The 12,913-nt window shown below is 69.2% G+C and carries 12 protein-coding genes and 2 pseudogenes; 2 read left to right on the top strand and 12 right to left on the bottom strand.

All coding sequences use genetic code 11. From position 1 onward, the window contains the following. Positions 1-214 precede the first annotated feature (214 nt). The 3 genes and pseudogenes from BZY54_RS52975 to BZY54_RS09105 form a co-directional block, all read right to left on the bottom strand. A complete protein-coding gene (locus BZY54_RS52975; protein WP_341868675.1) occupies positions 215-1,336 on the bottom strand; it encodes a cytochrome P450 in 1,122 nt (373 codons plus the stop codon). A gap of 132 nt (positions 1,337-1,468) precedes the next feature. Continuing rightward, positions 1,469-2,839 (bottom strand): annotated as a pseudogene (locus BZY54_RS52145) (NAD(P)/FAD-dependent oxidoreductase); the annotation flags it as partial. Continuing rightward, positions 2,836-3,063, bottom strand: a complete 228-nt coding sequence (locus BZY54_RS09105; protein ID WP_086724334.1) for a ferredoxin — start codon at positions 3,061-3,063, stop codon at positions 2,836-2,838. The gene BZY54_RS09105 and the pseudogene BZY54_RS52145, both read right to left, overlap by 4 nt. A gap of 573 nt (positions 3,064-3,636) precedes the next feature. On the opposite strand from BZY54_RS09105, the gene BZY54_RS09100 reads away from it, so the two are divergent. Then, complete coding sequence (locus tag BZY54_RS09100; RefSeq protein WP_086724328.1) at positions 3,637-4,194, top strand: GNAT family N-acetyltransferase; 558 nt, start codon at positions 3,637-3,639, stop codon at positions 4,192-4,194. A gap of 94 nt (positions 4,195-4,288) precedes the next feature. Here BZY54_RS09100 and BZY54_RS09095 read toward each other — a convergent pair whose 3' ends face one another. The 9 genes and pseudogenes from BZY54_RS09095 to BZY54_RS09060 form a co-directional block, all read right to left on the bottom strand. Continuing rightward, the gene (locus BZY54_RS09095) at positions 4,289-5,590 is read right to left on the bottom strand and encodes a cytochrome P450 (protein WP_244217056.1); all 1,302 of its coding nucleotides are present in this window, start codon (positions 5,588-5,590) and stop codon (positions 4,289-4,291) included. Between the two features lie 96 nt (positions 5,591-5,686). Next, positions 5,687-5,824, bottom strand: coding sequence for a hypothetical protein (locus BZY54_RS51580; protein WP_167413965.1), 138 nt, complete (start codon positions 5,822-5,824; stop codon positions 5,687-5,689). Between the two features lie 364 nt (positions 5,825-6,188). After that, positions 6,189-6,521: a DUF6529 family protein gene (locus BZY54_RS09090; RefSeq protein ID WP_244217055.1), complete on the bottom strand. Its 333-nt coding sequence runs from the start codon at positions 6,519-6,521 to the stop codon at positions 6,189-6,191. A 75-nt stretch (positions 6,522-6,596) separates the two neighbouring features. Beyond that, positions 6,597-7,100, bottom strand: a complete 504-nt coding sequence (locus BZY54_RS09085; protein ID WP_208640601.1) for a hypothetical protein — start codon at positions 7,098-7,100, stop codon at positions 6,597-6,599. A gap of 460 nt (positions 7,101-7,560) precedes the next feature. Then, the gene (locus BZY54_RS09080) at positions 7,561-8,418 is read right to left on the bottom strand and encodes an ABC transporter permease (protein WP_086724322.1); all 858 of its coding nucleotides are present in this window, start codon (positions 8,416-8,418) and stop codon (positions 7,561-7,563) included. Next, positions 8,378-9,163 (bottom strand): ABC transporter ATP-binding protein, encoded by a 786-nt coding sequence (locus BZY54_RS09075; protein WP_244217053.1) that lies wholly within the window; start codon positions 9,161-9,163, stop codon positions 8,378-8,380. Before BZY54_RS09075 ends, BZY54_RS09080 begins: the two co-directional genes overlap by 41 nt. A gap of 583 nt (positions 9,164-9,746) precedes the next feature. Next, a complete protein-coding gene (locus BZY54_RS09070; RefSeq protein ID WP_158103831.1) occupies positions 9,747-10,295 on the bottom strand; it encodes a DUF4142 domain-containing protein in 549 nt (182 codons plus the stop codon). Between the two features lie 293 nt (positions 10,296-10,588). Continuing rightward, a pseudogene (locus BZY54_RS09065) lies at positions 10,589-10,915 on the bottom strand (DoxX family membrane protein); the annotation flags it as partial. Positions 10,916-11,004: 89 nt separating this feature from the next. Further along, complete coding sequence (locus BZY54_RS09060; protein WP_208640600.1) at positions 11,005-11,631, bottom strand: helix-turn-helix transcriptional regulator; 627 nt, start codon at positions 11,629-11,631, stop codon at positions 11,005-11,007. 302 nt (positions 11,632-11,933) lie between these two features. Here BZY54_RS09060 and BZY54_RS09055 point away from each other — a divergent pair. Beyond that, the coding region (locus BZY54_RS09055; RefSeq protein ID WP_086724330.1) for a UDP-N-acetylglucosamine--N-acetylmuramyl-(pentapeptide) pyrophosphoryl-undecaprenol N-acetylglucosamine transferase at positions 11,934-12,913 on the top strand (980 nt) is incomplete at its 3' end.

The raw sequence follows: 12,913 nt of genomic DNA, 5'->3' as shown, positions 1-12,913 counted from the left end.
ACCATCCGGACAGGGGGCCGAGCTATCCGTCGGATATGACGGATGCGGAGTGGGCAGTGGTCCGCGATGCGATGCCGCTCCCGCTCTGGCTGGAGGGCCGTGGCGGTCAGACGGTGGACGGGCTGGCAGCTGAGGAGGGTAGCGGGTTGCTGTCGAATGCAGGGCCGGCCGGGCCGTCCGCGGCGCGACCTTGCAAGTGCCCGCGGCTGCCGCGTCATCCGTCACCCTGCTCGATGTCCAGGTGGATCGGGCCCCGAAGAACGGGGCTGGGCCGGTACGGCGGCGGGTCGGCGACCAGCCTGGGGCGGTCGAGCCGGCGTACCAACTCGGTCAGCGCGATCTGGGTTTCCCGCCGGGCCAGCGGGCCGCCGAAACACAGGTGGATGCCGCTGCCGAACCCCAGGTGCTGGTTGTCATGCCGATCCGGGTCGAAGCGGTCGGGATCGTGGAAGCGCTTCGGATCGCGGCTGCCTGAGGCCAGCATGAGCATGATCTGCGAGCCCTGGGGGATGACGGTGTCGGCGACGGTGACGTCGCTGTACGCCACCCGCCAGGGAATGATGTGCACGGGAGGCTCGTAGCGCAGCAGTTCCTCGACCAGCGGCACGACGAGGTCCGGTTCGTCGCGCAGTCGCTGCAGCACCTGCGGGTGGCGCAGCAGCGTCAGCATGCCGTTGGTGATGAGGTTGACGACGGTCTCATGGCCGGCGATGAGGAGCAGTCTGGCGGTGGCGACGATTTCGGCGTCGGCCATCCGCCCGTCGGGTCCGTCGTCGTTGGCCAGCCGTGACAGCAGGCCGTCTCCCGGCCGGCGGTGGCGCTGTTCCACCAGCTCGCCGAGGCACTGGCGCAAGTCCTTGCGGGCCTGTACGCCCTTGTCCAGTTTCTCCTTCGGGTCGGTCTCGGGGTTGTAGTCGATCGAGTTCATGATGTCGTTCACCCAGAGGTGGAACCTCGGCTCGTCCTCGCGTGGCACGCCGAGCAGGTGACAGGTCACGGTTACGGGGAGCGGGAAGGCGAAATCGTCGACGATGTCGATCTGGTCTTTGCCCGCCAAATCGTCGATCAGGCTGCCGACGCTGGCGGTCAGGAAGCCTTCAAGTCCGGTCACCAGCCCAGGGGTGTGCGGGGGGCCGAAGTGACGCATCGCCATACGCCGCAGGCGATCGTGCTCGGGCGGGTCCATGTGGATGAACGACGAGGTGGCCCCTTCCTCGGCTGGGGGTATCGGATGCGACAGATTGCGCAGGTTGGAGCTCAGATGCGGGTCATTCAGTATGTCTGTGATCTCGCGATAGGTGCTGATGACGTAGCTGCCGTTCTCCTGCCGGGCCACCGGCGTCTTACGCAACTCGGCATAGAGCGGGTAGGGGTCGGCCCGGGCGGAGTAGTCGAAGATCCGTTGCAGTGTGCCGGGCGTTCCGGTCGTGGTCGTCTGGCCTTCCTCCGGCCGATGCTGGTGCACGGCCGTGACGCGGCGCTCACTCGGGTCAGGGCCGGTGACGACCGCGGTGGCGCCCTGAGCGAGCAGGGTGGGGGCGGGGAGGTCGACGGGCACCGGTTTCATGTCGGCCGGCTGGTCCGGCGTGGGGCAGGGGGGCGGGAAAGGTGCGGCCGTCTCGATCAAGCGTCGGTAGTGGTTCAGCCACTTGGCGTTGTTGAAGCTCACGGCAGCCGTGACGCGGCCCCGATAGCCGTATGCGGTGACGAAGCGGTGGTCGTCCAGCGATCCCTGGGTGACGACCACCTCGTCGGCGAAGGTTGGCACGCCGACGGACTTGATGTTGACGCCGAACTGGATCGACCAGAACAGCGGGATGGACAGGTGGGGCCGGCGGTCCGCCTGGGCGCTGACCATGTTGTGTGCCGCGACCTCTGCCTGTTCCACGGCGTTGGCCCAGTGCTCCAGTGAGATGAGCCGGTATTCGTAGATGAGGTTCGGGCAACGTGCCACGTCTCCCGCGGCGAAGACGTCGTCGGTGACGTGGCCGTTGATGTCGAGGGCGCGGCAGCCCGCGTCACAGGTGATTCCCCATACACCCGCCGCCAGTCCCGACTCCCGCAGCCACTCGGTGTTGCGGATGCTCCCGAGTGCCACCACCGCCACATCGGCGTCGACCGTACTGCCGTCGTCGAAGTGAGCACGGCGAAACCGTCCCTGCGCGTCGCCCTCCAGCCGGGCGACCTTGACACCGCACCGCAGGTCGACACCGTGAGCGCGCTGCATCTCGGCCGCAACCTCGCCGATCATGGCGCCGAGCGCCCCGACCAGGGGGGCCGGCGCGAGTTCGGCGACGGTCACCGGGATGTCCCGCTCGCGGCAGACGGAGGCGATCTCGGAGCCGGTGAATCCCGCACCGATGACCAGCACACGGGAGGGCCCGGCGGCGAGGGCCCGCTGCAGGCTCTCGGCATGCTCGCGGGTACGTACGACGAACACCCCGTCCAGGGCCGCCTCGGACTCGACGAACCACGGCCGGGCCCGTACCCCGGTGGAGATCAGCACCCGGTCGAAGGGAACCTCGCGTCCGTCGGCCAGCCGCACGTGGTTCGTCGCGAGGTTCAGCCCGGTGGCGGGCACGCCCAGCAGCCACTCCGCATCGATGTCACGACGCCGGGGCAAAGTGGTGGCCCTGGCCGGCACCGACCCGGTCAGTACTTGCTTGGACAGGGGAGGCCGGTCGTAGGGCTCGCCCAACTCGTCACCGATCATGGTCAACGATCCGGTGAAACCCTCGTCTCGCAGAGCCTCCGCGGCCCGCAGCCCCGCCAGTGAAGCCCCGACGATCACGATGCGGCCATCGCGCTTGAGCGCACGCAGGTTGTCGGCACTGGTCATGACGGCGGCCCCTCCGCCGGTGCGTGCCGCGCCTCCGGCTCGTCGAGCAGGATCGCCTGGACCGGGCAGGCCGCCGCGGCGCGTAGCACCTGGTCGCGCTGGGCGTCGTCGGGGTTCGGGGCGTACATGAGCGCTTCCTCACCGTGCATCCGGAACGCCTCCGGAGCCAGGAACGCGCACTGCGCGTACCCTGCACATCGGGAAAGATCAACGACAACTTTCACCCCGACCTCCACAGGGAGTGGGAACTGCAGCCCTCAAGCCTGCGCCACTCCGGCGCGCAAGGGAGGATCCGGCCGCTGGCCACCCCTGCGAAGTGCGAGGGGGTGCAGCGCGCTCGTCGGGTCCCCATAGAAAGAATTGATCATCGCGGCTCAGGCGATCGACGCCTGACTAGCGACGTATCCCTGGTAAAGACCAGCGTAACAACGGCCCCGATACCGGCGAGTCCGGTTGCCCGGGAGACGAACGCCTGACATCCGACGTTGACATCAACGACGCCGGACAGCGGCGTACCTTGGTGGAGAACCGGCGTACGCGGCACGGCAGCGAGACGCCGAGTACCGCCATGAGCTGCCCCAACCTCCCGCCCCATGACGGCTCTACCTCAACTCAGCCCGAAGAGAAGTAGCGCGGCAGCACCGGCACGACCCTCTCTGCCGCAGTCGGACTTGCGCCCGCTGCACGACCCCGCTGCTACGAGGCTGATGATCAGCGGTGAGACGGAGCACGGCGGGCAACGCCTGCCTCGGCGTGCCTGTCGGCCTCGCGCGCACAGCAGCGTGATCAAATAGGGCATGGCATCGTCCTGGACCGGTAATCGGGTACGCCTGCGCGCTGTCGAGCCCGACGACTGGACGGCGTTCGCGCGTTTCGCCGACGATGACGGGCCGCGACGGGGCCCGCTGGATCTGCCGCGGTCCGCCGAGAGCTACCGTGCCTGGGCGAAGGAGCAGGCCGTTGCCGAGTGCGATGACGACCGCTTCCGGTTGGCGGTCGAAGCGACGGCCACAGGAGAGCTGGTCGGTACAGTCGGCTCACATCGCACCGGCCGTCGCTCAGGCTGGTTCGAGTTCGATATCACCATCAGCGCCGGCCACCGGCGCAAGGGCTACGCGACGGAAGCCGTGGTGCTGCTGCTGCGCTTCATGTTTGCCGAGCGGCGCTATCACAAATGCCTGGCGGCGGTTTTGGCCCACAACGAGGCATCGCTGGCACTTTTTCGTGGGCTCGGCTTCACCGAGGAGGGGCGCTTGCGGGAACACGTTTTCTTCGCCGGCCGGCACCACGACCTCGTCATGATGGGCATGCTTGTCAACGAGTTCGACCGGCGACACACGATGAGCGAACCATGAGCCGGTGATCCGAGCGCGTGGAACGGCACTCGGACTTGATCGGCGTTCGTTGTTCGCGGGTGGAGGCGGCCTGCCACCGAAAGTAGGGCTGCCCTCAGTCGCGCAAGGTGGCACGCAGGTGCAGGCCGGCGGTTGCGAGACCTTCGAAGGTGGTGACCCGGTAGCCGGGTTCCGCGCCGGGCGGCTCGCTCAAGTGGTAGCGGCGGGCGGTCTGCGCGGTCATGAGCGTGAGCATGGCCATGGCCAGAGCGGCTCCCTCGCAGCCGTGGGGCCCGGTACCGAAGCCGAGGAAGACCCCGGGTTTCGCCGGCGAGTCTGAATCGTCGAGCCAGCGTTCGGGCCGGAACCGGTCCGGTTCGGGGTGTTCCCGTGCGTCGCGGTGGGCGGTGTAGGGGCAGACGAGAACGGTGGATCCGGCGTCGATGGTGTAGTCGGCGAGCTGAGTCTGTCGCGGGGCGCGCCGGGTGAGCAGCCAGCTCGGGGGGTGCAGTCGGAGCACTTCGCGTACCAGCGCCTGGGTGTATTGCAGGTTGTCGAGGTGGGTGCTGGTCGTCGTGGCCGGGTCGTCGGGCAGCAGGGCGGCTTCGGCCGCGACCCGGTCCGCGGCCTGGGCGTATCGGGCCAGGTGGAGCAGGATCCATCCGGCTGCCCGGGAGGGTGTCTCGAAGGTGGCGACGGTGATTCCGGGGAGGGTGTCGAGGATGACTTCTTCCGACAGCGGGCCGTAGCGGGAGGAGGGCCGGAGCATCTGTCCCAGCACGTCGTCACCGAGCCGGCCCGATGAACGGCGCCGGCGGACAATAGGCCGCAAAGCGTTGGTGAAGGCGACTTGCCGCCGTGTGCGGAACCGCCGTGCCGGTGTGGGGACCCAGCGCGGCCACACCCAGTGCGAGGGGCGTACGAGCACCTCCCGGGCCACGAAGAGCTGCCAGGCGAAGGGCAGCAGGGCGGGAGCGTCTTCGGAGAAGAGGTAGCGCACGCCGATCTCTGCCAGGACGGGCCGGACCAGGGGCAGAATCTCGACGTCCCGGCCCGTGGGCCACTGGTCGGCAAATCGAGCGGTCCCGGGCGCGATCTCACCGATCCGGGCCGCAACCGCCTGCGGGCGCAGTCCGCGCATGCGGGCGGCGCGAGCGTGCGCCCGTTCCTCGGGCATCGGTGCTCCGCCGGCCCGCTTCAACGGCGGGAAGAGGGGCGAGGACGGCTTGGGGAAGTCCTGCGCACGGTGCAGGACCGCTTCACACACCCCGGCCGTAGCGGCTACGTAGACACCCGACTCCAGCTGCCAGACGTCCCCGCACTCGTCAGCGCCACGGCGCGCTAGTGCCAGCCGGTCGTGGCTCCAGGCCGCGAAGCTGCCTCCGGGCAACCGCGGCGGCTCATTCACTCGGCCCATGGGATCGCCCCTGACTTCTCGTACCAGTCAGGCCGATATCGTCGGCAGCGCAGTCAGGAGCCGGCGGGAGCCCGAGGGCGCCCGCCGGCCGTGTGGTCACACCCTGTCGTCGCCGGTGTGCGTGCCCCAATCGTGGGCGCCGTACGCACCGTAGTTGCGGGTGAAGGACAATTTGGCGAGCAGCTTGGCGATCACGAGGCACTCCTCTCGCTTGCCTTCAACACCATGTGCCATACGTTCAATTTTTTCGCACATAGCATATATAGCGCATTTTAGGGCATCTGCCGCACGCGTGAATACAAGGCGCGGCGGGCCGGGCCCGCAGCCGGCCAACGTCGCCCCGGTGCCGGCGGTCGCCGCCCCGGCCGCGAGGTGTGGCGGCGCCGGGCACCTCAAGACCGGCAGCACCAACGCCCCGAAGGAACGGAAAGGCTTCCGCGTGAACCGGTCACCTCGCACTTCGGAGAGGCGGCGGGTTGGCGAGCTGCGACCACTGCCGATAGTGGCCGACGACGGCACCGATCCGGCGTCGTCGGCCTACAGGGCGCCCGGTAGCCGTTCAAGTACCAGAACGACGCCGAGTACCAGGCCAGGGCGATCATCGTGGAGCGCGCCACCGGCGAGCGGGAGCGCCACCGGCCTCGCGGAGCCCGGTCAGACCGACGTCGTAGGCGATGATGCACTGCTGGGCGATCGGGACGGAGAACAGGAAAGCGAACATACCGATCAGGCGGTGCTCGGTGCCCACCGGGTGCGGCGCGGCGCGCAGGCCGGGCAGCCGGCCGTACATCCACAGCGCGAGAAGCAACTGGATAACAGCCAGTCCCAACAGGGCCCGCCCAGCTGGGCCTTGAGCAGGGGCACGGCGTGGCCGTGCGCCCCGAAGAAGCTGCGCCGGTGCTCCGCCGTACCAGAGCAGGGCGACGGTCACCGCCAGGGGCAGCAGCAGCCACAGCAGCCCCAGGCACTGCAGGCTTCGGTGCGGAGGGTGAGGCGTGGCACGTGATCAGCCGCCCCCGCCGTCGGCCTTGTCGCCCCGAGGATCACCGGCCCGAGTGGACGCAGAGTGCGGCGGGCCGGTGATCAGAAAGCCCACGAGCGAGGTCACAGCGCCGACGGCCTCGGCGATCGCACTGCCGGTCCTCTTCGGCCCCCAGAACGGCTCGTACATGTTCGGCAGCGGACCGAGAGCGCCCACGTTCACGTACCCATAGAGCAGCACGGCGCCCAGGGCGGAGACGGACACCAGGAACGCGAACACCCACACCGGCCGCCGGCGACCGAGCAGCAGGACCAACAGCGCGGCCAGGGAGGCCACGGCGGCTTCGAGGCGGAACAACGTTCCCTGGCTGATCTGCTGCCCGACCCGGTCATACGGAGAGGCGAGGCTGGCATGCACGTAGGCGTCCACGGCCAGTGCGGCCGCGGTCATCACTTGGAGCAGCACGCGCACGGCCGTGCGCCTGCTGATGGCGGTGCGGTGCGGGCGGCCGCCGGGTCCGGGAGCCATCGCTACTGCCCGGTCGCGGTCGCGGCGGCGCTGCCGGGGGCCGGTGACGCCGGGCCGTTGCCCTCCCCGGTCTCATGGCCGTCATGGAGTAGGGGTGTTCGGGTTGATGGGAGGAGGGCGAAGGTGTCTTGGGGGAACGCAGGCGGGGCGTCCTTGGGGGATTCGTCGGCCATGTACATAACCTCTCTTTCACCGGTTAACTCCGATCGGTAACTCATTAATAGGCGGCCATGCCTCGGCTCGCTGGACTGCCGCGCGGTGGCAGGTAGCAAATAGTCAGCTAGACGGTTGGGTGGGCACCTCGGCGGCATGGCCTCCGTTACGAGAGTGGTAAGCCGGGCGGCCTGTTACCTCGGTCGGCCAGGGCTATCTGAGTGGCGTGTGTCGAGTCGGGAGGGCACCGAAGGTGTTGGGAGGCATCGCGCCGACCGTGCAGGCGGCAACCAGGCCGCGGCTCCGGTCAGCGGGTCACGCGGGGGTACAGGCGGGCGCCTGCCGCGGCGAGCAGCACGACTGCACCTGCCAGCACGGCGATGTCGGTGCCCAGGCCGAAGGCGGACTGGCCGTGGGGCAGCATGAGCGAACGTAGCGCGTCGGTCTGGTAGCTGAGCGGGTTGACGTGCGCCACAGCGCGCAGCCAGCCGGGCATGAGGGAGATCGGGTAGATCGCGTTGGACGCGAAGAACATCGGCAGGGTGAGGATCTGACCTATGCCCATGAATCGCTCCCGGGTACGCACCCAGCAAGCGATGACCAGGGAGAACGTGACGAACACCGCCGCCCCCAGGACGAGGATCACCACCACTCCGAGCAGCGGGGCCAGCCCGGTGCGCAGGTGGACACCCAGGGCCGCGGCGAGCACGTACACGATCACCCCTTGAGCCAGGGCCCGGACCCCGGCGGAGAGCGCCTTGCCCGACACGAGCGCGGCCCGCGAGGCGGGGCTGACCAGGAACGTGTGCAGGATTCCGAGGTCACGCTCCCAGATGACCGCGATGCCGTAGAAGATCGATACGAACAGGGTGCTCTGGGCGAGGATGCCCGGCGTGAGGAAGTCGAGATAGGGGAGGCCGCCGGTGGGGATGGCCCGGGCGCGGGCCATGACCTGGCCGAACACCAGCAGCCACAGCACCGGTTGCACCGCGCGGGCGAGCAGTTCCAGCGGGTCGTGGCGCAGCTTGCGGACTTCGATGTCTGCGATGGCCGCTGTCTCGGACAAGAAGCGCGCGATGGTAAGCACCCAATGCCAGGGCCCAGTCTTGCCGACGGACTCGTGGTCAGCCCCGGCGACACGCCGTGCGCCGGGTGCGGGCGACATCGCGGAACCGCCCTTCTGCCTCGCCCTGGTCCTTGGCGTATGCGACGAACACGTCTTCCAGGCCGGCGTCCGGGCCGATCGAGGCCGTGAGCTCATCGGGCGTGCCCAGAGCCACGAGCAAGCCGCGACGCATCATGGCCACACGGTCGCAGAGAACCTCGGCTTCCTCCATGTCGTGCGTGGTGAGCAGCAATGTAGTGCCCTCCTGCGCGATCAGGCCCCGCATCTGCTGCCACACCCTGCGCCGGGCCGCCGGGTCCAACCCCGCCGTCGGCTCGTCGCAGAACAGCACGGTGGGCCGGTGCAGCATCGCCTGGGCGATTTCCAACCGGCGGACCATCCCCCCGGAGAACTCCCGCACCATCTGGTGGGCAGCCGATTCGAGATCCATGGCCGCCAGTGCCTGCGCGATCCGCTGTCGGCGTTGACGGCGCGGGATGTGGTACAGCCGGGAGAAGACACTCAGGTTCTCCCATGCGGTGAGTGAGCCGTCGGTCGAGAGCATCTGCGGGACGTAGCCGATCGAGCGCCGCACGCCCGCGGCCTGAGCGGTTACGTCGAAGCCTGCAACACGAGCGGTGCCATGCGAGGGCGGCAAGAGCGTGATGAGCATCTTGATCGTGGTGGTCTTGCCCGCCCCGTTTGCGCCGAGAAGGCCGAACACTTCCTGGCTGCGGACTTCGAGGTCGAGGTGGTCCACGGCGGTCAGGGCACCGAAGCGGCGGGTCAGTCCCTTGGCGATCACCGCGGGTTCGGCCGCGGACAGCCCACCCGCGCCGGCCGTACCGGGCTGCGTGGAGTTCTTGCGGGGACTGTCCATGGAGATCAGGGATTCGGCTTGGCGGGCTCGGGGAGCCGGTTGCGGCACGCGCGACTTCGCCGCCAGAGGGCGTGATCGCCACGATGCCTGGCCGGGAGGTGGCGGTCACGTTCTGTCGAATTCCATTATTCCCCTCCGGCTCCTGTAGGGCCCATCGACTGGCGCCGCGCAGGAGCCGGCGGCACCGGCGCTGCGTTCCACCGTCTCAGGGGGGTTCGTGACGAGTTGGACGGCGGCGGACCCCGCACCGAGTCCACCTTCTAGCAGATCCGGGAGCCTGCGATTCGCACATGCACCAGGGTGGGTCTCGCGGGTACGGTATCCCGGCGCCGTACGCTCGCATCGTCCGCTCATGCGGTTGCGGCGGTCCCGGCTACCGACTGCGGTCGACTGCAGAAATCCGGGAGCGACGCCGGGCGGCGGGACGACTCGGTCTGCCGGAACAGACGACACTCAAGCGCCACGACCCCTGGGTGGGCGGAGATCACGTCCGTGAGCCGGCGGGTGCCTACGCGTGACACATGCCGTGGTTGACCATCTGGGTGTGGCTTGCGACGACCGGGCGCGCGCTCTTGGCCAGGGACTTCACGAGCGGGTTGGTGCCCGAGGCGATCTCTTTGTCGATGAGCGCGAGGGTCTGCACGTGGGCGGGGTACTGGGCCTTGAGCCACGCGGCATCGTAGGCGGGTGTCCCGGCGAGGCGCTTGAGCGCGGCGGTTTGCCTCAGTTGCGCGGCCGTTTGCCCGGACGGCAGTGCCACGCTGAGTTGTGCCGCGGTCTTGACGACACCGGCATCAAGGGCGCGGTGGTCGCGGATGAAGTCGGCGCCAACCCGCTTGACGCAGGCGGTGGTCGCCGCGCTCTGAGCTTGCTGACTGGTCGTGATCTCCCACAGGTTTCCCTGATGGGCTGCGAACAGGAACTGCCTGTCCAGCGTGGAGACCGTCGATGGCGAGGGCGACGACGAAGCGAGGGCCGGGAGCGACAGAGCACCCGTGACGCACAGGGTGGTGGCGCAGACGGCGGCGAAACGGGCCCGGGATCGAGTCGTGTACATGAGTCCTCCACAGGTCGCACGTGGCAAGCCTCGACAGAAACCCATCCTCATTGCTCGAAGCGTGGCAAACGGGATCTATGCCATGGTTCACCGGGTCGAGCTCCTCGGCAACCGAGGACCCGGCGCGCCTATCAGCTTCGGTGGGTGGTCTGGCGTAGATCCTCGGTGGCCGACCGTACGACCGTCGGCACACCTGCATCACCACATGATTGAACCGACGGAAAGGGCCGCCACCTGCGAACGGGAATCGAGCTTCCGGTGATCGGGTGCAGGTGACGGCGGTTCTCGAAGGTTCAGAGACTCAGGACAACGGCGGCGGCGATTCCGCCGAGGCCTAGGGCAACGGCGCCCTCGGTCCAGCCGCCGGCATCCCAACGGAAGAACCGGTCAAGGGCGAGCCGCCGGGGACCGATGGTGGCGATGGACAAGGCGACGACGGCGATGCAGACGCTGTACTCCACGCCACCGCTGGTCTCCCACAGTCCGTTGGCACCCGTCACGGTTGTCATGGCATTGATCATGACGCCAATCAGGGCGGCGGCCGCGAGCGGGGTGAGCAGCCCCGCGGCCAGACCGAGGCCGCCGAGGAATTCGGACAGGCCGCCGATCACGGCGAAGAGGACCAATGCGCCGAGCAACTGATCGATGCTGAGCGCCTGCTCCCCATCGCGGAAGGGTGATTCCAGGCCGCGGTCATCCCCCGGTCGGCTCACCGCCCGCAGGCGGTTCCGGATTCCGAGGCGTCCTGGGTCACACCGTTCGCCCGGAGCTCGACGCAGCACGCGTCGGGTCGTGGGGCGAGTACCGCTGTGGTCTTGTCGCTTCCGAGGCCGTGCAGATATCCGGCCAGGAAAGCCTGGTTGACGGCGCAGACCAGTGCCGGGGCCTTGGCCGCCAGGGGCTGGAAGGGGCAGTTACGCAGCCGCAGCAGGGTGGGCGTGGCGCGCTCCGGCTCGTACCCGAACTTCTCGAGCATGTCGGCAGCCAGACTCAGCCCTCGCTCGGCGCCGAGCCGTCCGGGGCGTACCCGTTCCCGCTCCGCGCCGCCGAGGGTTTCCCCGCGCCGATACGCCACACGGAGCGCGGCGTCGCGGGCCGATTCGCCCTCGGCTTCGGTCATGACGGCTTCAGCGAGGACGTCGGCGAGCATGCCGTGGCGGCGCTCGGGGATGGTGACCGCGATGGCCTCGGCCACCGGCTCGTACACCTTCGCTCTGCGGCCGACCTTCCGGATGCCTGTGGATGATCCGTAATGGGCCTGGAGCAGGCCGGCCGCCACCAGCTTGTCCAGGTGGAAGGCCGCCAGCTTGCGGGAGATGCCGAGGTCGTCGGCCACCTCCTCGCGCGTGACCGGACGCCGCTCTCCCTCTGCGGACTGTCTCCGGTTGTGGGCTCGCCGCGCAGTTCGACGCAACATGAACCCGGTCGCGGGGCAAGTACAGCTGTGGTCTTGTCGCTTCCGAGGCCATGCAGGTAACCAGCCAGGAAAGCCTGGTTGACGGCGCAGACCAGGTCTGGGGCCTTGGCTGCCAGGGGATGGAAGGGGCAGTTGCGCAGGCGTAGCAGTGTGGGCGCGGCGCGCTCGGGCTCGAAACCGAAGTCTTTGAGTGTTTCGGCGGCGACACTCTGTATCCAGCACTGACCGCGGTACGCACGCTGCAGGCCCGGCTCGCCGGGGAGGGCCGTGCGCTCGAGACTATGTGGATCGGGACGGCTGACGGCCTGGAGGCGCGGGTGGCCCCGGCCGAGGGCATCGCGTTCACCAGCGTGGTGACGGGCAAGGTCCGCCGCTCGAAGAACCCGCTCCGGATGGCGTCGCCGGCGAACATCATGGATATGGCGCGCGTCCCGCTCGGCGTGATCCAGGCCCGCAGGGCTATCGACCAGTTCCGACCGGACGTGGTGCTCGCGACGGGCGGCTACGTCGCGGTCCCGGCCGGGCTGGCGGCCCGGATGTGCCACCGCCCGCTCGTGCTGCATGAGCAGACGGTGCGGCTGGGGCTGGCCAACCGGAAGCTGGCAGCGAGCGCGGCGCGGATCTGCGTGTCGGCGGAGTCGACGCTCGATCTGCTGCCGGAGTCGGCGCGGGCGGTCGCCGTGGTGACGGGCAACCCGGTACGGCCGGAGGTCCTGGCGGGGGACGCGGACCGGGCCGTGCAGGCTCTGGGGCTGTGGGGCTTCAACCGGCAGTTGCCGACGGTGTACGTCACGGGCGGGGTGCAGGGTGCGCGGCAGATCAACGAGCTGGTCGCCGAGGCGCTGCCGTGGCTGCTGCAGCAGGCGAACGTGGTGCACCAGTGCGGTCCGGCCAACGAGGCGGGTCTGCGGGCGCGGGCGGCTGGGCTCCCCACTGAGCTGGCGGCCCGCTACCACCTGACGGGCTTCATCAGCAGCGAGCTGCCCGACGTCCTGACCCTGGCCGACGTCGTGGTGTCACGGAGCGGGGCGGGGACACTCGCGGAGCTGACCGCGCTCGGCAAGCCCGCGGTGTTCGTGCCGCTGGCGTCGTCGGCCGGGAACGAGCAGGCATACAACGCGCGGCACTTGGAGCAGGCCGGGGCGGCGATCGCGTTGGAGGGCGAGGTGTCGCAGGGCCGGCTGCGCGACGCACTGGGCCC

Source organism: Streptomyces carpinensis (genome assembly GCF_002154505.1).
Taxonomy (GTDB): Bacteria; Actinomycetota; Actinomycetes; order Streptomycetales; family Streptomycetaceae; genus Streptomyces; species Streptomyces carpinensis.
This window is presented reverse-complemented; position numbering and strand designations above follow the sequence as displayed.